The organism is Paenibacillus sp. EB106-05-06-XG162, from assembly GCF_058791655.1.
In genome coordinates this window covers 625989-644123 of the sequence record NZ_JBYTDT010000001.1, presented here as the reverse complement: position 1 = coordinate 644123, position 18135 = coordinate 625989, and the positions used below count along the sequence as shown (strand labels likewise).

Below are 18135 nucleotides of genomic sequence, written 5' to 3'. Positions count from 1 at the left end.
TGTACATACCGAATCGCGACAGAAGGCTCTATAGCCTTGATCATCTTGCCATTTGTTCTCTAAATTGTGTAGGGGTGTGGCCAGTGATTTTCTTGAACATCCGCGTAAAATAAAAATAGTCCTGATACCCTACTTTTTCCGCAATAGCAGTCACCCGCAAATTCGTCTGCTCCAGTAGATTGCATGCATTGTTAATCCGCAGCCTCGTCATATAGGAGGTGAACGTCTCACCGACTTCTTTTTTGAACAATTGACTTAAGTAATTCGGATTGATGTAATATTTCTGCGTGAGGCTCTGAATTGTAATTGTGCTCTGGTAGTTCTCATGGACATATTGCAAGATCGACACGAAGGTCTCATTCGTTGTCTCTCTCGTCTCATATTCAGGTTGTCTGCGGCTAAGCTTCATCGATAATGATCTTAAGTACGCATTCATCTCGGAGACATTCTCGAACGTATCCATCAACTGCTCATAACTCATGACCATTTGTTCCTGCTGATCCTCGTCTAAGATGTAGAGAAAGGACAACGTCACATTGTACAAACGAAGCGCATCTTTGATCGTATACCCTTCTTGTTGTAACAACCCGCTGACCTCATCCGAGAGCTGTCCTAGCGCTGTGAAATCTTGATTCGTTATGGCCGCGCCGATTTTTTTGAACGTCTCTTTCAGCACGCCTCGTGATGCCGGACTCCACCGATACACGCCCGCTCGAGCTGTCATGAAATATTGATTTGAGAGAAGTGTCGCATGCTCGAGCTCCTTGCTTATCATTGGATAAGCATCGATTTTCCCGCTAACGCCGATCCCTTTAACGCCTGCCGGCATCTGTGTCTCAAGCTCCGTCATGATAACCTCGAGCTGATCATAAGCCATGATATATAACATTTTTGATTTGCCAACACGAATCCGAATGGCATCCAAGCTGACGAATGGATCTCCTTCACAGGTACATACCATGAGACCCGCTGCTTGTCCCATATCCATGTGAAGTCCTCGGCTCTCGAACGCCTGCTTAATTTTCTCCGCGCTGTCTTCGTTGTTGTCGGCAAGAAGCTGGATCAGCTGCGTCTCGGAACGGTCATGCTCGATATTTAATGTCTTACTCAGCTTTTTCAGCAGATTTGCAATTTCCTCATCATCATAGGGCTTGAGGCAGTATGCTGTCGCGCCATAATTCAATGCCCGCTGTGCATAAGCAAATTCTGCGTAACCACTCACAACGACGAACTTGGGAAGGACGGGGAGCTCAGATCCCTTCTTGATTAATTCAAGCCCGCTCATCCCCGGCATGCGAATATCGGTAAAGACGACATCCGGCTTCAGATCCCGCATGAGTTGCAGCGCCTCCAGTCCGTTGTAAGCCTCTCCGACCACCTCAAAACCGTACTGCTTCCAATCCACGCTTACCTTCAAACTCTCAACGACCCAGCTCTCGTCATCGACGATGAACACGCTATATCTGTCCATGTTCTCTCCCCCTCGTTGGCATCAGCAATTGAATCCGTGTTCCTTCCCCATACGTGCTATGGATCGACAATCCATATGGATGGCCATAAGTCAGCTTAATGCGATTATTGACATTGGCAAGACCGATGCTGGAAATCTGCGGTTCTTCCGGATCTCGCTCGATATTCTCATATTGATTCAACGCATTCTGAACCTGGTGCAGCCGCCCGGGGGCAATGCCGAGCCCATTATCTTCAACGGTAATGACTAATTCCTGCCGCTCGTTCATGAGGCTTCTAACCGTCAACATCCCTTGATCTTCCTTCAATTCCAGACCATGAAATACGGCATTCTCAACCAGCGGCTGGAGAATCATCTTCGGAATTTGACACATCAGCGTCTCGTCTGCAATCGCATAGTGTACCTGGAACCGATCACCGAATCGAATTTGTTGGATCTGAATGTAAGACTCGACGATCCCCATCTCTGTCTTGAGGGACACCGTGTCTCCCCCTTTAATGCTGTATCTGAAAATCTGCCCGAGTGATTTGGCGATTTCTCGAATTTCATGGGCACCTTTGACAGCGGCCATCCCTTTGACCATTTCGAGCGTGTTATATAGAAAATGTGGATTAATCTGACTGCGTAAGAACGATAACTCGGATTTCTTCTTCTCCAGCTCCGCTTCATAGAGCATCGCATTCGTCTCCAGGAGCTGTCGCGTTAACGTATCCACTTCATCCAGCATATTGTTAAGCCCGTTCGACATCACCGTTATTTCGGCGTAACCCTGCAGATGAACGCGATTTTTCAATGTATCCAGATCCCCGCGTTTGATGTTATTAATGAAAACCATTAACTTCTTGAGTGGGAGCAGAATATTACTGATGATCAACCTGAACAAGATGAACATCATAACGGCACCAATGACAAAAATGATCAGTTCTAATTTGCGTACTTTGGAAATATCGCGCATAAGCTCGTCTTCGGGCATAATGCTGATGATTGCGCTGTTGATTTCCGGCAAATCTTCCGTTTGCACGATATATCTGGTCCCGTTCAATTCCACATTCCTCGATTTCCCAGACGGGGCATCACTCGTAATCATCGCATTAAGTACGCTGCCAACCTCATCTGGATCATTACTACTCGAGAAGATTTTATTATCCCGATCTACCAAATACGATTGCATCGCATATTGCTTCGAGATCGAACCAGAGGCGCCGATTAATGCCTTCGGATCAATCACGAAGAACAGCGTTCCGATCACCGATGTAAATCGATCCCCCGATTGGAAGGATTTGATCTTCATCCCAACGAGCAGGCTATTCTCCACCTGATAGGCACCTTCAAAATGCTGCAATCCGAAATAATGAATCGAATCCTGCGGAGAAATTTTATCGGTGAAAGGCGCCGTCCATCTCTCCCCCCCGAATAGGTCGTACCAACGCCCATTCTCGCCGTGAATCACAATATCCAGAATGCCTTCCTTCAGCGTGGTCGTGTTAATGAGCAGACTATTCATACGCTTGGAATATCCATACACTTGCACGTTATTCTGTTCAATTAGGAAATTCTGCACATCTGGGTTGTACGCAATATTGGTCATGAGACGATCAATGACATCCCTGTTCGCGTGCACCGTCTCCTTGATCTGCGCGCTCATATCTTTTGTGTATTGTTCGTTATAATTGCTGATAATGCTAGACATTTGAACGTACGTCATCATAATAATGAATAACAACACAGCTGTAATCAGTAGTCCGATGAACAGCAGCTGCGAGCGAATCGATAGTTTACGATAAAAAGCCACTGCTTGTCCCCCCCAAGCGTTACACGAATGCGAATGGCAGCATCAATTATGGATATCTTATCATAAATATTGCCATTTGCTCATCGAAACTCTTTACTCTAGCAAACTTTTCCATTACTATTTTTTTTAATAGAATGTATGCAGGGAGTGATGGAATGGTCCGTATCAAAGCTTACGTCATACTACTATTCACAACCCTATTCATCATGATAGCCGCCGGATGCGAGAAGACAGACGTCGACGAGGCGGCATCGCCAGAACCAACGTCTGATATCGGCAACCACCTCACCATTTCTATCTCCTTCTGGGACATTAGCAGAGACTTCGAGAAGAAGGATGCCGTGCTGCAGAAGCTCGAACATGACTTCAATATTACCTTCAAACCCATTCAAGTGAGTCAGACAGACTATGAGGAGAAATTCAAGATATGGGCCGCTTCAGGTCATTTCCCCGACTTATTCGCCCATTCCCTCGTTATCAATTCACCTGGCATTTACGCAGACTGGATCAAACAAAAGCTTATTCGACCGCTGCCGAGTGACTTATCCAAATACCCAAACGTCTATAAAGTTGCACAAATCCCCGATACGCTCGCACTCCGTCGAGAGAAGAAATTGTATATGCTGCCGCGCATTGCTTATCCGACCAACGATCTATGGATGATGGAACGTGTCGTATTTGTCCGTAAAGACTGGATGGATCAGTTGCATCGCATTGACCCGCAAAATTTCGAAGAGTTCTCCACTCTACTTGAATCGTTCACCAAAGAGGATCCCGATGGCAATGGTCTGCAAGATACTGTCGGTCTAACAGCAGCAAGCATTAACTATCTCTCTTGGGTGTTCAGTCCGACATTCCCGCAATTTGCAGCCAATCAATGGGTGCAGGAAAACAACCAATGGATCCCTTACTATGCCTCGCAGAAAATGGAGCAGGTTGCATCGCAGTTCCGTCAATTGTACGAGAGCGGCGGGCTGGATCCGAATTTCTTCCTCATGAAGGAAGATGATGCGTTGAACAAATTTACGCAGGGGAAGGCTGGTGCATTGGCGTATAAGGGGACGCCTGAGAGCATGAGCAAGGTGGTTGCGCTGTGGAACAAATATCATCCGAACCAAGATTTCTATGATGCGGTGAAAATCTTGCATTTGTGGCCCGCGGAGGACGGAAATCGATATTTCTATGTCGCACCAACCTACTGGACTGAAAGTTACTTCAGCGCAAAAATGAGTGATGAGAAGATGGATCGCATCTTGCAGCTCTATGACTACCTCCTCTCACCCGAAGGAAAAAAATTAATGCAGTACGGCATTGAGGGCAAAGATTACGTGGAAAGCAGCAATCAGATCGTCATTACACGCCCTCGCGAAGCATCAGGACAACCAGTCAGCATTCAGAAGCTGTATCCTTCAACGAACACCCTGCATTCCCTCGCTTCTTGGGGATTGGAACGAACCTACCGCCTCGACGAAATGAACAAAATCAATTATGGGGAACGCAATATTCTCGCTTGTCTGGAGGAAATGCGATGGCTGCTCAATAACGCACGGGCAACCCCTTTCAAATATCCAATCATCTCGCTCTCCACGCCTCACAAGGACATCATCAGTGCTGCGATCAATCCGCTGGAGGATTTGACGGAAGTCGTGCTTAGTAAGGACGATCCGATCAAGCTGTGGCGAGAGAACGTCAAAACCTACAATCAAATGGGCTTACAGCAAGCGATTAAGGAAGTGAATGATAAGCTGCTCCATCCTGATTCTTAAGAACATCCCCACAAAGTGGAGACCTCGCTTCGAAGTTGATTCAGGTACTTTGCGGGGGGCCCCGGAAAATTAATACAAAAAAACCACCCTGCAAATCTCTCATCGGAGAGATCCGGGGTGGTTGTCATGTACGTTAGTTCCTTGCAGCGACAGATACGGAATTCTTCGAGAATCCGTACGTGGCGATCCACGTAATCATCTTGCCTGCGATACTCACAGCGAGAATCGTATACATGGTCTCTGCAATCGGTAAGTATACAAGTGATAATAATAGCACTACAGCATCCAATATAAAGAACATGGTTCCGACCGTAAAACCTGACCATTTACTTAAGAATAACGCGAGAATATCATCCCCGCCTGTTGCTCCGCCGAATCGAATGACGATCCCGGCTCCGAACCCGGTCATAACCCCGGCAAGTACCGCAGCTACGAGCATATACTCCTTCAGGTCAATCACTAACGGTGAAAACTGCTCAAAAATGTCATAAAACACCGAAAGGGAAACTGCCGCAATTACTGTATTCAGTAAGAACTTGCGCCCTTTCACGAACATGGCGACGATGAGTATCGGAATATCGAGCACAATCATCGTAACCGCAGGTGACCAGTCAAATGCATACTTCCCGAGCAGCGCTAGACCTACAAATCCACCTTCCGCCAAATTGTTCTGAAAATTAATGTGATAATAACAAAATGCCATTAAAAACGTACCGACTAACATCATAGCGACTTGTTGCAACTGTTGAATCCGTTCTTCTTTTCTCCTCATTGTCGTTCCCTCTTAACATCATTGGTTTGGGTTTAGCTTTCCAACCAACGATGAGGGAGCTCGCCTGAGGCTTCGTCCTTCGCACCATCATACGTTACACGCTTCTTTCATAGTTGGTTGGTCATTCGAACTTGTCGACTTGTAAACTTCCAACTATGACGCTAAGTGTAGGAGAGATCATAACGTTTCCAGACTGTCCTTTGGGAATTCGTCCTTCGGGGACACATGGTATCCTGATCCTTTCTTATTTAGATTTTAAAGCTCATCTGTCATCATTATACCACAGATCCCTTCATCCAGGAAAGGTTGAATTGTCAGATAATTCTGAACTATATTTGTTCACAAGACGTTCTATTTTCGTGTGCGCCAAATCACATTTCTGGGGGCAGGAGCGAACTATACTTAGAGCAATCAGTGACATTTATCACGAAAAGAGGTTATCACCATGTTAAATCCATCTACGATTGCCATTATTAAATCGACCGTTCCTGTCCTCGAAGTCCATGGGACAGCGATTACCTCGCGTTTCTATGAACTGCTATTTACCAATCATCCTGAACTGCTAAATATTTTCAATCATGCGAATCAACGTCAAGGGAAGCAATCCGGCGCACTCGCCAATGCGGTCTATGCGGCTGCAGCCAACATTGATCGGCTTGAGCAGATCATTCCCGTCGTCAAGCAAATTGGACACAAACACCGCGCACTCGGTATCAAACCTGAGCATTATCCGATTGTCGGCGAACATCTCTTGATCGCCATCAAAGACGTGCTCGGCGATGCGGCAACGGATGAGATTATCGGCGCTTGGGCGGAAGCTTATGGCGTGATCGCCGATGCCTTCATTGGCGTCGAAGCCGAAATGTATGCACAGGCAGCGGGACAGCCCGGCGGCTGGGAAGGATTCCGAAAGTTCATCGTTACACGCAAAGTGCAAGAGAGCAGCGTCATTTCGTCGTTCTACTTGAGACCTGCGGATAGTCAGGCCATCGCATCCTTCTTACCGGGACAATACATTACTGTTCGTACGAATGTACCGGGGAGTGTGAACACGCATCTGCGTCATTATAGCCTATCGGATGCGCCGGGACAGGATTACTATCGAATTACGGTTAAACGAGAAGCAGGCAGCGATTCACAGCCTGCTGGCATTGTCTCGAGCTACCTGCATAACCATGTTCACTTTGGGGATGCACTTGAAATCAGTGCCCCAGCCGGCGATTTCACACTCGATCCGACTGCGGGCAGCGAAGCACCTGTCGTACTCATCAGTGGCGGTGTTGGATTAACACCGCTGGTAAGTATGTTGAATACGATTGTAGCGCAGCAGCCTGAGCGTCCTGTAACATACATTCATGCCGCCGTGAATAGCGAATTGCATGCGATGCAAGGCCATGTGGCGGCACTAACGGAGCAGCATGTACCGCTGACGTCTTATGTCTGTTATGAATCACCGATCGCTGGCGATCGCTATGATCATCAAGGCTTCATTGATCTTGAGTGGCTGAAGTCGGTACTACCTGCAGCGACGGTGAATACAGCTGAATTCTACTTCTGCGGACCAACGCCATTCATGAAAGCCATCAATCTTGCGTTGAAACAACTAGGTGTGAGCACGGATCGTATTCACTACGAGTTCTTCGGCCCAGCTGGCAGCTTAGAAGCATAACGTCTTCATTGAATGCAAAAGGAGGCCACTTGTCTATTCGGACAATGAGGCCTCCTTTTTTTGCGTTGTATGTGTGAGTGTTCTCAACTCTGATTGCGTAATAAGCGATTAATCGTCTCTCGACGAACGCCAATGAGCTGTCCAATCTCCTCTTGCGTCAACAAATCCGTCAACGTCTCGTTCCGTGCATAGCTGGACATCCATTCTTCCAGTAGCTTCAGACGTTCTCCCGGAGAACCAATCGTCAGATGATCAATGCGCTGCTGCATGAAGCGCAATTTTTCCTGCAGCATTTTGGCGATGGATAAGGCTTTGTCCGGGTTATCTTCCAGCTCCTTATACCACGCCTCGGCTGGGATCAACTCCACCTCACTGGTCGTAATTGCTGTTGCCGTACCATGGAAATCCTTCGGCGTAATCAACGAATGGTGCGGAACAATTTCTCCCGGATACAAGATGTTAAATAACACCAGATTCCCATTCGGATGAACCCTTGTTACTTTGAATATGCCACGCTTAATATGATATAAATATTCCCCTGAGTCACCCTGCCGGAACAAGATATCTCCTTTATGTACGATCATGCAGCTCTCTCCCGCCTTCATTATCATTCTCCCTATGATAACTAATGACAAGCCAACCAGCAAACAACTTCCACGCAGATACCAAAAATTGTTGTTGTCATACGAATATTTGTTCGCTATTATGAATATAATAAGAACAAGTGTTCGAAATATGAATTAAACATTCTAAGCATAGGAAGTGTTCGCGATGAAATCTGTCCCCCTCCAGACCGAGGTTGATTTCACACTCGTTAAGCAGTATATTCTCCTCCCGATCGTACTGGATGTATTGGAACGAGATATGCAGACCCTTGGTATGGCACCGCTCAAGATGCCGACCATCTATGTTCGCAATTTACAGCAAGTACAGCGCCAAGTGCATGATGATCTGGTCCGTATACGGAAGCAGCTCCGTGCCCACGGACTGAAGGTCTACGAAGAGAAACGTACCAAATCCGGCGTCGAAGTCCTCTATGTATGCCGGGGATACCACCATACGTTCTCCATGTTATGGAGCTTGATTAAAGCTGAGATTGAGCGTTATTTGAGCGAATACATGAATGTGGATTTGGATATGGAGATGTGATGGGGATTATACAACGCTCAGGATAATTTCATCCTTGCCGGGAAAATATAATCATGATGAACATCACCATACTAATGCATCGAGGTGTTGACACATGAAGAAATATATTGCCTTAACCGCAATATTACTGGTAGCAGGATGTACATCCCCCAATGGAGGAATGTCAACAAAGCAAGTAGCACCGGGGACACGTATAGAGACACATTCCCATACGAAAATCCCTAAAACACTTAAGACCCAAGCTTCATCAACAGCTACACCAGGCGCTCGAAAACCGGTTAGAATCCAACAAGCACCAGGCGCACCGCTGCAATGGATTGTCGGAGGCCAAGCGCCATCGCAATACCCGGCTCAGGGTAATCAACCTGTGACGCCAAATCCAGTACAGAATCCAACACAGAACCCAGCTCCAAGTCCTGCTCCAAGCCCAGTTCAGAATCCTAGCAAAAGTCCGAATAACCAAACACCATCATCTTCCCAACAGTTTGATCAAGAGGTCCTAAACCTTGTGAATCAACAACGCGCCAACGCCGGGTTAAATGCCCTTACGATGGATGCGAATTTATCCAAAATGGCGCTCGTCAAAGCGCAGGACATGATTCAGAACAATTACTTCGACCACAATTCACCAACCTACGGATCTCCATTCGATATGATGAAAAAATTCGGGATCACGTATAATGCTGCTGGCGAAAATATTGCCAAAGGCCAGACGACACCAGATCAAGTTATGAACGACTGGATGAATAGCGAAGGCCATAGAGCGAATATTTTAAGCAGTAACTTCACCAAACTCGGGGTCGGATTTTACAACAATGCATGGGTCCAAGAATTCACCGGATGACAGAACATGCTGCCTGAGTAGGCAGCATGTTTTTTTATTTATTCAGTTCACCATCTTGCGTAAAGACAAGGACATGTTCTGAATGATTGGACCGCGCATCATCAAATAGAGTCACGCGCCACAACTTCTCATTGGAGAGATATTCAACTGCTTTTACGATAGGAACAGAACTGTCTTTAAAGTGATTCAATGCTCTTGCAACGATATCTTCTGCTGTGATATCAGCGCCTTGCGGTGAATCTGCCTTTATCATTTCAATGCTCTTCGCAGCAGCTTGACCTGGATATGAAGTTTCAATTTCGCCGTTAAATTCAACTGCAACTTTCGTTCCCAGTTCATATTGTTTTTTCGTTCTCACCCAAATCGCTTCGCTCTGAGATGATGCATTGGACGAGAAAGCTGTGACTAGAAGCTGATCTGGCTTATGTTTGACGACATATCCTATATATTTATAAACAACATCTGGGGATTCCTTGTCACTGCTCTTGTCTGGATGGACGCAACCCGATAAAAGAAAAAATAGCACGAACAATAATGCCATAGACCTTCGTTTCATATCGTCCTCCCTGCCATCATCCAATCAACTGCACAACCTAGATCTGGTAGTTATACTTTACTAAATAATTAGCAATAACTTGCTTATCTTCATGCCACCTAAAATTGGTACTTCTCCAACTTTATTAAATCCTAATTTATTAGCTAATTGATTAGATGCATCATTGCCAGAATCACAATCCCAATAAGGAATTAACTTACGCTGCCTACTTTGTATAATAAATTCCTGACACAGTGTAAAAGCTAGACCTTGATTCCTATACTCTGAAAGTGTAATGATGTCTGGTTTAATATATCCTCTACCCAAATAAAAGGTGTTACATGCACTTACAAAACCTGATTCATTCAGAAAACAGTAGCCAATTGCTCTTTCAAGATACATCTCCGCAGAATCCCAAAGCAAAGAATACGAATGATCCATTTCCTGTACATATTTATCATATAACTGTGTATTCATTCTTGTTAATTGAGACGCTCCAGACTGGACATGATGTGCATCAGGTACGATTGCCGTGTCACTTAAAATATAATGAGATCTTTTTAACTCAACCACATTATCATGTAATGGGGCTTTAATCGTCGAGATCCAAGAATCTGAAGAGAAATATAAATCATAAAAATGAGCGTGATTATCGGGATTAGCTAAGAAATCAAGCAAGGATCGATTGAACGATAGATCTTGTTCGTCTCCAAATAGATAATACTTCCCGCCACGGCTAGCCACCAACCCAGCAGTTGGATGGTCCATATTATTAACAAAAATCCTTCCTGGTTGATTACGATCAATAACAGATTGAACAAATACAAAAATGAACTCATGTTCTTTATGAGCTATAAGAGGAGTTATCTTATCGTACTCATTCGTTTTTAGTTCTATCATCTTTATTATTCCTCTCTTCAAAACTCCAAATCGGTTCGTTGTATGTTATGAACCCTTCTTGTCTCTTTTATTTGCTCAATGTGGTGATATGAATGATTGATATCATGATTTAATGCATCCCTTACTGTTGCTTTTCCATTTTGATGTACTAAGATTCGATCCAAAGAATCAGGTATGACCTCGCACAAATACGAAATGTATCCCCGAAGTATACTGAACAATTGTACCTCGTTCTTTATGGCTCTCTGGCTATGATTCATCGTTTGATTCCATACGTCCGCGTCGAATTCATTAAAAATATACTTTTCGCCAGTGTTAGCAAGTGCATATCGATTAATTTGAAAATAGTTTAGATCACATTCTACTATGTGATGCACTATTTCTCGTATGGTCCACTTTCCTTCTCCTCTGGATAAATCTAGTTCTCTCTCACCTAAGCCGTTTAATACTTCCATGAGTACCTTTGGTGCATCATTATAAAGTTGAATAATTTTTATGTCTTCGTCTTTCATCTTTATATAGTCTCCAATCTTGATTGATTATTATGCCAATTTCACTTACAAAGATCTGTACCTTATTTTCTTGTAAATGAAAAATATTATTATTAATCCACATATTACAAACAACGTTTTCATCCAAAAATACAAATCATAAATCAAGCTCTTAGAAACGTAAGGTCCTTGATAAATTGCCTTTATATAAATGTTATCTTCAGTCTTTATAGCAATTTCTTTGTTTTTATAGACTCCTATTACTGAATAATATTTAGTACCCTTTGGATACGTATTTGAAAAATTCCCACTATATGTTCCTTCTTTATCTGAATAATGACTTACTTGACCTATCTTCTTTTCAATTTGGTTAGGACTAATAATCTCACTTGTCACTATATAAGTATTACCTGAATAAACTACAAATTGGAATGCCCAACTGGCCCATACTGATTGATTCATGACAAAAAATAATAGTATTGAGGATATAATAAGTTTTTTCATCCAGACCTCCTTGTAGAAAGTGGTTTTGCATAACGTTAATGTGTTCACGACGTCCTACCACCATAAGGCTCCGATGCTTGAATGCAGTGTTTATAGAATGTCAGCACCTTCTATGAACAACCTACAAAACGCTCTTAATATAAGTCCCATACGCTAAACTTATCAGAGAACCCGATAATTACTTCAAGTTCATCTGGTATATAATCGCTATCTATATAATAAGCCGTCAACCGCGCGTGACCTTCTAATACGACTACTCGCGAGTCCTGATTCATCGACACAAATATTAGTCTTGGAAATACTTTTCCTTTCCTGAGCGCTAAGTTGATATCTAGAAATCCCTGGTTACTAACTCCAAAGACTTCAATTTGATTCATGATATTCTTCGATGCCTGCATAGGAAGTCTAGTATAACTTGATAATTCATTCCAATAACTATAGTTGATGTACATTACTTCGTTTAGATCTTGCTTCTGAAAAAACGCTTTATACCATTTAACTTCTGTAGGGAAATTCTCAAACAAATCCGTATTGCGACCAAACCCCCTTGTCTGACCCAGAATATCTCGTCTAATTTGGTTCTCGGCTTGATCATTCAAATTGGGTTTAATTAGTAAATTCAAATCATGGTCTCTAAGTGCATTTAATATTCCTTCCTTAAATCTTTCTGAGTTAATCTCTGCGAATAAAAACTCTGCAATTACTTCATCTTCTTGAACTTGACTAACTATCTTCACTGGTTAATCCCCCATGAATATGTATTGTGCTGATTCCCTATAACGTTTCCGCATTCACAACAGACCCCCACCTTAAATAGCTCTTATCTTAGGTGGGAGTCTGTGTTGGTGAGTTTGCCTCTTCTGTATATGCATCTTCTAACCGAGGCGCAGCCGATACGTGAAACTCGTGTTGTCACCTTGAGATACTTTCATGATTCTTTATAGATTACTTCATCAATTTTACTTGCTATCATACCAGCACCCTTATTAATATTACCGATAATATGTGCATGTATATTGCTTGTTGGATACACTGATGATTGCATAATTACTCCCGGGTCACTACCCATTACATAGTATTTAAAAATGGTGTTATCAAGCATCATTATCCAAACACCGTATCCATAATACGTCTGATCGTTGTTCTTTATATGTGGAGTCAACAAAATATTAGTGTATTCTTGAGACAACAATTGATGATTAATCAATGCATCCCAAAACCTACCTAAATCATGAACTGTCGTAAATGCTCCCCCATCAGGTCCACCTTTGATTGGAACTGAATAAATATTACTCTTCCAAGTATTATCATCATTATCTATATACCCGATAGCTGTTCGTTCAGGTAGCTGATCCATTCTATAATAACCTGAATTTGTCATCCCACAGCGCTGAAATATATTCTTCTCAACGTATTCTGTAAATTCCATCCCAGTTCTCTGCTCCACAACTAAACCTAGTAGAATAAAACCTGCATTATTGTATGAGAATCTTTCTCCTGGAGAAAATTTCATTTGGCCATTTTGAAACATAGGCAGAAAATCTTTGGGTGATTGAATGGAATACATGGGTAAGTCATTCCAGAGTTCTTCAAAATCATTCATGAACTCCTCATCAAAATAATCTGGTATTCCTGAACTATGTGTTAATAAATGATGTATTGTAATTTCGGAATCGAAATTAGGAAAAGAAATTTCTAAACAATCTTTTAAATATGAATCAAAAGACAATACCCCATCTTGAACAAGCTGACATATAGCAACCGAAGTGAATATTTTACTGCCAGATGCTATTCCAAATCTTGTATAAGAACTATTTTGTATTCGTTCGGAACGATTTGCATATCCATATCCTTGCTCTAAGGCCTTTCCTTGTTGTTGGACTAAAATCGTCCCTGAAAATGGTAGTATTTCATTATGTTTCTTTATTATATTTTCAGTTGATTGAAAGAGATTCATATTATTGCACTTCCTTTGCTTCTGGTGGTTTCACCTAACGTTCTTGTATTCCTGATGCCGACTTAGGGGTAGCACCAAAGCTTTATTGAGTTATTTCGTTCTCTACAAATTCATCCTTTGTCAACCCAAAGAGAATGAGATTGTAATATTGTCCATTTGTGTAAATTACTTGACGACGGACACCTTCTTGGATACAGCCAAGCTTTTTCATCATTCTTGCAGAAGCTTCATTTCCTTCAAGTACACAATCATTAAATTTGTTTAGTCTACGTTCAAAGAAGGCATATCTTAGGAGAAGTCTTAAGGCTCTAGTTCCATATCCTTTACCTCGATAATCTCGATCAATTTGTATTCCTATACTAAATGTTCCGTTCCTCTCATCTATACTATTTAGGTTTACTCCTCCAATGTTATCACCGTTTAAGTTCTCAATGGTAAACATTATTCGTCCATTTCCAGATGAAAAGTCAGAATATTTCTCAGTAAATTTCTTTGCCTCATCGATTGTGGGCGGTAATTCAACAGCACACTCCAATAACCGACGAGCTGGTGTATCAAAACGATTATAATAATGTCCTTCCCAGTCTTCTGCTTGAATAGCTCTCAATCTAATTTCGTCATCCTGCCAAAAGTAATTGGTATAGTTTATTTCTTTCATTTTTTCTCCTCTTTCAATAATTTTCAGAATTGTTATTGATGGTTTCACCTAACGTTCATCTACGAACCCGAGAGACTTAAAGGAGCATAGCGACTGGGTCCAACGGACTCTCGCAGGGTTGTTCTCTGATTCAGCTTCTCGTCCTCCCACTTCTCGCGAAGCAAGGGCGAAGCAAGGGCGAAGCAAGGGCGTAGCCCGCAGCGTAGATACGTTGTATTCTGATGGGCACGCCTTCTTTGAAAAACTGATCTGTCCCTTATTTATTTAAAATATAGTTTTCGAAATATTGTATTGGACCTGCGGTATTATCGGATAAGATACTTGTAAATACAGTAACTAATCGTCTTTCTTGATTAACAAATATATATTGCCCTCTCATGCCTCCCATACCCATAGCATAGTATGTCTTATCTTCTTCACAGTCTACATTCTTACTATTCATTATCCACCAATGATATCCATACAAGGATTCTGTAACAGAATTATTATTTGTTGATTTTTCAATCCATCCAGCAGGAATCAGTTGTTTCGAATTCCATTCTCCATTTCGTGAATACAACACCCCAAATTTCAACATATCTTCTATCTTCATTCTCAAACCAAATCCACCTATTGCAATCCCTTGAGCATCCTGATACCAATTGAAATCGTGAATACCTAAAGGTAAAAATAAGTTCTTTTTTGCAAAATCCACTGTGTTCATTTTTGTTGCCTTCTGCAATATAGCGCTAAGTAAATGTGAATTACCACAACTATAATTCATTTGCTTTCCTGGTTCTGATTCAACAGGTTGTTCAAGAATGAATTTCACCCAATTCTTTGTTGGAATCATAGCTTCATTTCCAGACCATCTCAAACCCGAGGACATCGTCAAAAGATGTCTAATTGTAATTCCTTTTTTTGTATCATCGATTTCGCTGAAATAATTTGAAATTGGAACGTCCTCATTCTCAATATACCCCTGTTGAATTGCAATTCCATACAATGCAGATAGAACACTCTTTGTAATTGAATTTACTTTGAGTTGTTTATCTTTCGTTTTTCGATTTCTAAAATATTCAAATAAAGTTGAGTTCTCTTCGTATACAACACAACTTTCAATTTTATCTTTCTTTATCGCTCTTTCGAGTTCATATAAGTTAATAATGATGATATCCCCCTTTCTGTTTATTTATTGTGGGCCTTTCAGATAACGTTACCGCATTCCCGACGGCCATTCCCCTTAGATAGCTCTTATCTAAGAGGAATGGCTGTGTCTACCTGATTCTGCTTCTTGAAATCTCGGAAGTACCCTCTTCATCGAAATATCATATCCGTGTCTTTGTTTCTTATTATCAATTCAATGCTTCCCTGAGTAGACCATTCGTCAAAATGTGTATGTCCTTCATCAGTATCACTTAGTTCCTTACAGACCAATTCTGCTAGTCGAAGCCCTAATGAATTTGTACTCATTGAAATCAACTGCCCGCTAGATCGAATTGAATAAATGTTTTTAAACTTCCATGCCTCATGCATACGATCATCTTTTCTTTCTTGTGATGTCTTTAAGTCATAATTGCCTACAATATTTGCTTTATATATTCTTTTTCTAATATCTGCAAAGTCACTAAAACTTAATGGGTTGCTTGTACCATGAAAGAAAGCAAAATCAGATCCTTCTTCAGCATTTCTGAAAAGGTAAACGATCATGCTCTTTTCTCTTTGGACTAAATTAAATAAGCCCGCAAGAGTAATCAAAGACTTACTGTCTCCATAGAGATTCATCTGTGTATCGGGATATATTGAGTTCTCTAATCCGATTTCTTCCTGGGACAGATAGATTATGCTTAGACTTTTTTGATTAATCGTTACTTTTTAACGAGGACTCCTATGCGTATCCCTCCACTTGGTTAACTATACCCTTGATTTTTTCCGTTACCTCGGAAGGAGAAATTGAACTTGTATTAATTAATGGCATACTAGGATTAAAAGCCGTTGCTGCATTATTCAATATCCAGTCGTTAAATTCTTTATGGTCATTTATGAGCTCGTCAGACCAACCTCTTGCTTGCAACCTTAACTCTCTCGTTCTATCATCACAATATAAACCAATAAAGTAAGGTTTAAAGTAATCTTTCAAGTCCATTTCATCGTACTCTCCAGGCATAAAAGTCCCACATAAAATTGTAGTCCGACCATTCAAGCTTATTTGTTTGGCAAAATGGATCCAAACATTTTTAATTAACGTCCATTCATTTAATGGGCCGTATATTGCGTCCAAATCCAGTGTTATGTATTCAGCACACTGTTTAAGAAGTTCGGGGATAATAGTAGTTTTTCCTGATCCACTTGCACCTGTAATTAAGAATATTGGTTTTCTCTCAGTCATTGATGTTAGTCTCCAATCGGAATAATTAATGGTTTTAATAGTGATTCATGTTGTTTCAGATAACGCTCCCGCATTCACGTACCTTCAAATTGATTTAAAACTAATTGCCGGGTAGTTGGATGCCGCGCCAGCTGATTACATCGCATTGGCCATATCTATTATCACCCACAGCAACCACCGTTCCGTCCGATTTAAGGCCGAGAGTGTGAGCGCAACCCGCCGCTACCGCCACAATATCGCGCCAGCCACTTACATTGCATTGGCCATGCTCATTCCAACCAACAGCCGCCACCGTTCCGTCCGATTTAAGGCCGATGGTATGATAACTACCTGCCGCTATCGCTACAATATCGCGCCAGCCGCTTACATCGCATTGGTCATGCTTATTCCAACCAACAGCCGCCACCGTTCCGTCCGATTTAAGCCCGGCGGTATGTAGGTAACCCGCCGCTGTCGCCACTATGTCGCGCCAACTGCTTACATTGCATTGGCCATACCGATTATTACCCGCTGCCGCCACTGTTCCGTTCGACTTTAGCCCGACGGTATGCCAGTCACCCGCCGCAACCGCCACAATATCACGCCAGCCGCTAACATTGCATTGGCCTTCATTATTTCGACCCACAGCAACCACCGTGCCATCCGATTTAAGCCCGATGGTACGACGCCAACCCGCCGCAACCGCTACAATATCGCGCCAGTCGTTTACATCGCATTGGTCATGTTTATTCCAACCCACAGCCACCACCGTGCCGTAAGATGTAAGACCGATTGTATGAGCATTACCCGTATTCGTCGCCATATGAACATTACCAGCCGCAACTGCCACAATATCGCGCCAGCCGCTTACATCACATTGGCCATATTTATTATCACCCACAGCCGTCACCGTTCCGTCCGATTTAAGACCAACGGTATGACGACGACCCGCCGCTATGGTATCTTTAGGCCACCGTTTCACCTTTAACGCCGCTTCAATCGGTGAAGTGCAATCCATGTTTTACCTCCTTAAAAACAAGACCTATTTTGGAAATACGTTGGTTCTGTCTTATGCTCTTAGGGGCTTTCAGCTAACGTTTCCGTGTTCACGACGCCTCACCACCTAAAGACCTTTAGGTCCGGTCGCGATGCGGTTAGGTGGTGCAGGTGTGTCCCGGCAATCGCTTCTTCGTCGTTACTTCCGGGACCGAGGGGCTTGTCCCTCGATGCGTAAACACATTGTTATATGAAGGATCGGCCTTCTTTGGTATACCGACGCT

The 18135-nt window shown here is 42.6% G+C and carries 19 protein-coding genes; 4 read left to right on the top strand and 15 right to left on the bottom strand.

What is annotated here, in order from left to right; all coding sequences use genetic code 11:
* Nucleotides 1-40: 40 nt before the first annotated feature.
* Both AC3WU2_RS02670 and AC3WU2_RS02665 read right to left on the bottom strand, forming a co-directional pair.
* On the bottom strand, nucleotides 41-1471 hold the full coding sequence (locus AC3WU2_RS02670; RefSeq protein ID WP_492451019.1) for a response regulator transcription factor: 1431 nt from the start codon (nucleotides 1469-1471) through the stop codon (nucleotides 41-43).
* Nucleotides 1458-3263, bottom strand: coding sequence for a sensor histidine kinase (locus AC3WU2_RS02665; protein WP_492451017.1), 1806 nt, complete (start codon nucleotides 3261-3263; stop codon nucleotides 1458-1460). The genes AC3WU2_RS02670 and AC3WU2_RS02665 overlap by 14 nt, the downstream gene beginning before the upstream one ends.
* Before the next feature lie 155 nt (nucleotides 3264-3418).
* On the opposite strand from AC3WU2_RS02665, the gene AC3WU2_RS02660 reads away from it, so the two are divergent.
* Nucleotides 3419-5029: an extracellular solute-binding protein gene (locus AC3WU2_RS02660; RefSeq protein WP_492451015.1), complete on the top strand. Its 1611-nt coding sequence runs from the start codon at nucleotides 3419-3421 to the stop codon at nucleotides 5027-5029.
* A 133-nt stretch (nucleotides 5030-5162) separates the two neighbouring features.
* Here AC3WU2_RS02660 and AC3WU2_RS02655 read toward each other — a convergent pair whose 3' ends face one another.
* The gene (locus AC3WU2_RS02655) at nucleotides 5163-5801 is read right to left on the bottom strand and encodes a YitT family protein (protein ID WP_018756482.1); all 639 of its coding nucleotides are present in this window, start codon (nucleotides 5799-5801) and stop codon (nucleotides 5163-5165) included.
* A gap of 445 nt (nucleotides 5802-6246) precedes the next feature.
* Here AC3WU2_RS02655 and hmpA point away from each other — a divergent pair, with 445 nt between their 5' ends.
* Nucleotides 6247-7470, top strand: coding sequence for an NO-inducible flavohemoprotein (hmpA, locus tag AC3WU2_RS02650; protein WP_492451013.1), 1224 nt, complete (start codon nucleotides 6247-6249; stop codon nucleotides 7468-7470).
* A gap of 83 nt (nucleotides 7471-7553) precedes the next feature.
* Here hmpA and AC3WU2_RS02645 read toward each other — a convergent pair whose 3' ends face one another.
* Entirely contained in the window at nucleotides 7554-8054 is a 501-nt protein-coding gene (locus tag AC3WU2_RS02645) for a Crp/Fnr family transcriptional regulator (RefSeq protein WP_492451011.1), read from the bottom strand.
* A gap of 187 nt (nucleotides 8055-8241) precedes the next feature.
* Between AC3WU2_RS02645 and AC3WU2_RS02640 the strand changes: the two genes are divergently transcribed.
* Nucleotides 8242-8619: a YhjD family protein gene (locus AC3WU2_RS02640; RefSeq protein ID WP_018756485.1), complete on the top strand. Its 378-nt coding sequence runs from the start codon at nucleotides 8242-8244 to the stop codon at nucleotides 8617-8619.
* Nucleotides 8620-8779: 160 nt separating this feature from the next.
* On the top strand, nucleotides 8780-9463 hold the full coding sequence (locus tag AC3WU2_RS02635; protein ID WP_492451008.1) for a CAP domain-containing protein: 684 nt from the start codon (nucleotides 8780-8782) through the stop codon (nucleotides 9461-9463).
* Nucleotides 9464-9497: 34 nt separating this feature from the next.
* Here the strand turns inward: AC3WU2_RS02635 and AC3WU2_RS02630 are convergent, their stop codons facing one another.
* The 11 genes from AC3WU2_RS02630 to AC3WU2_RS02580 form a co-directional block, all read right to left on the bottom strand.
* Nucleotides 9498-10019 (bottom strand): DUF3221 domain-containing protein, encoded by a 522-nt coding sequence (locus AC3WU2_RS02630; RefSeq protein ID WP_492451006.1) that lies wholly within the window; start codon nucleotides 10017-10019, stop codon nucleotides 9498-9500.
* 60 nt (nucleotides 10020-10079) lie between these two features.
* The gene (locus AC3WU2_RS02625) at nucleotides 10080-10898 is read right to left on the bottom strand and encodes a GNAT family N-acetyltransferase (RefSeq protein WP_492451004.1); all 819 of its coding nucleotides are present in this window, start codon (nucleotides 10896-10898) and stop codon (nucleotides 10080-10082) included.
* A 17-nt stretch (nucleotides 10899-10915) separates the two neighbouring features.
* Nucleotides 10916-11410, bottom strand: a complete 495-nt coding sequence (locus AC3WU2_RS02620; RefSeq protein WP_492451002.1) for a DinB family protein — start codon at nucleotides 11408-11410, stop codon at nucleotides 10916-10918.
* Nucleotides 11411-11455: 45 nt separating this feature from the next.
* Nucleotides 11456-11893: a hypothetical protein gene (locus tag AC3WU2_RS02615; protein WP_492451000.1), complete on the bottom strand. Its 438-nt coding sequence runs from the start codon at nucleotides 11891-11893 to the stop codon at nucleotides 11456-11458.
* A 134-nt stretch (nucleotides 11894-12027) separates the two neighbouring features.
* On the bottom strand, nucleotides 12028-12630 hold the full coding sequence (locus tag AC3WU2_RS02610) for a hypothetical protein (protein ID WP_492450998.1): 603 nt from the start codon (nucleotides 12628-12630) through the stop codon (nucleotides 12028-12030).
* 191 nt (nucleotides 12631-12821) lie between these two features.
* Nucleotides 12822-13850, bottom strand: a complete 1029-nt coding sequence (locus AC3WU2_RS02605; protein ID WP_492450996.1) for a serine hydrolase domain-containing protein — start codon at nucleotides 13848-13850, stop codon at nucleotides 12822-12824.
* A gap of 82 nt (nucleotides 13851-13932) precedes the next feature.
* Entirely contained in the window at nucleotides 13933-14508 is a 576-nt protein-coding gene (locus tag AC3WU2_RS02600) for a GNAT family N-acetyltransferase (RefSeq protein ID WP_492450994.1), read from the bottom strand.
* A gap of 256 nt (nucleotides 14509-14764) precedes the next feature.
* Nucleotides 14765-15610, bottom strand: coding sequence for a serine hydrolase domain-containing protein (locus AC3WU2_RS02595; RefSeq protein ID WP_492452163.1), 846 nt, complete (start codon nucleotides 15608-15610; stop codon nucleotides 14765-14767).
* Nucleotides 15611-15804: 194 nt separating this feature from the next.
* Complete coding sequence (locus tag AC3WU2_RS02590) at nucleotides 15805-16245, bottom strand: hypothetical protein (protein WP_492450992.1); 441 nt, start codon at nucleotides 16243-16245, stop codon at nucleotides 15805-15807.
* A 130-nt stretch (nucleotides 16246-16375) separates the two neighbouring features.
* Nucleotides 16376-16876 carry a DEAD/DEAH box helicase family protein gene (locus tag AC3WU2_RS02585; protein WP_492450990.1) on the bottom strand — a complete coding sequence of 167 codons (501 nt, stop codon included), beginning with the start codon at nucleotides 16874-16876 and terminating at the stop codon, nucleotides 16376-16378.
* 100 nt (nucleotides 16877-16976) lie between these two features.
* On the bottom strand, nucleotides 16977-17873 hold the full coding sequence (locus tag AC3WU2_RS02580) for an RCC1 domain-containing protein (protein ID WP_492450988.1): 897 nt from the start codon (nucleotides 17871-17873) through the stop codon (nucleotides 16977-16979).
* Nucleotides 17874-18135 lie beyond the last annotated feature (262 nt).

What these genes read in the sequence shown, in the direction of transcription:
- AC3WU2_RS02670 (WP_492451019.1), bottom strand. Translation starts at nt 1,471, where the DNA reads ATGGACAGATATAGCGTGTTCATCGTCGATGACGAGAGCTGGGTCGTT.
- AC3WU2_RS02660 (WP_492451015.1), top strand. Translation starts at nt 3,419, where the DNA reads ATGGTCCGTATCAAAGCTTACGTCATACTACTATTCACAACCCTATTC.
- AC3WU2_RS02655 (WP_018756482.1), bottom strand. Translation starts at nt 5,801, where the DNA reads ATGAGGAGAAAAGAAGAACGGATTCAACAGTTGCAACAAGTCGCTATG.
- hmpA (WP_492451013.1), top strand. Translation starts at nt 6,247, where the DNA reads ATGTTAAATCCATCTACGATTGCCATTATTAAATCGACCGTTCCTGTC.
- AC3WU2_RS02645 (WP_492451011.1), bottom strand. Translation starts at nt 8,054, where the DNA reads ATGATCGTACATAAAGGAGATATCTTGTTCCGGCAGGGTGACTCAGGG.
- AC3WU2_RS02640 (WP_018756485.1), top strand. Translation starts at nt 8,242, where the DNA reads ATGAAATCTGTCCCCCTCCAGACCGAGGTTGATTTCACACTCGTTAAG.
- AC3WU2_RS02635 (WP_492451008.1), top strand. Translation starts at nt 8,780, where the DNA reads ATGTCAACAAAGCAAGTAGCACCGGGGACACGTATAGAGACACATTCC.
- AC3WU2_RS02630 (WP_492451006.1), bottom strand. Translation starts at nt 10,019, where the DNA reads ATGAAACGAAGGTCTATGGCATTATTGTTCGTGCTATTTTTTCTTTTA.
- AC3WU2_RS02625 (WP_492451004.1), bottom strand. Translation starts at nt 10,898, where the DNA reads ATGATAGAACTAAAAACGAATGAGTACGATAAGATAACTCCTCTTATA.
- AC3WU2_RS02620 (WP_492451002.1), bottom strand. Translation starts at nt 11,410, where the DNA reads ATGAAAGACGAAGACATAAAAATTATTCAACTTTATAATGATGCACCA.
- AC3WU2_RS02615 (WP_492451000.1), bottom strand. Translation starts at nt 11,893, where the DNA reads ATGAAAAAACTTATTATATCCTCAATACTATTATTTTTTGTCATGAAT.
- AC3WU2_RS02605 (WP_492450996.1), bottom strand. Translation starts at nt 13,850, where the DNA reads ATGAATCTCTTTCAATCAACTGAAAATATAATAAAGAAACATAATGAA.
- AC3WU2_RS02600 (WP_492450994.1), bottom strand. Translation starts at nt 14,508, where the DNA reads ATGAAAGAAATAAACTATACCAATTACTTTTGGCAGGATGACGAAATT.
- AC3WU2_RS02585 (WP_492450990.1), bottom strand. Translation starts at nt 16,876, where the DNA reads ATGACTGAGAGAAAACCAATATTCTTAATTACAGGTGCAAGTGGATCA.
- AC3WU2_RS02580 (WP_492450988.1), bottom strand. Translation starts at nt 17,873, where the DNA reads ATGGATTGCACTTCACCGATTGAAGCGGCGTTAAAGGTGAAACGGTGG.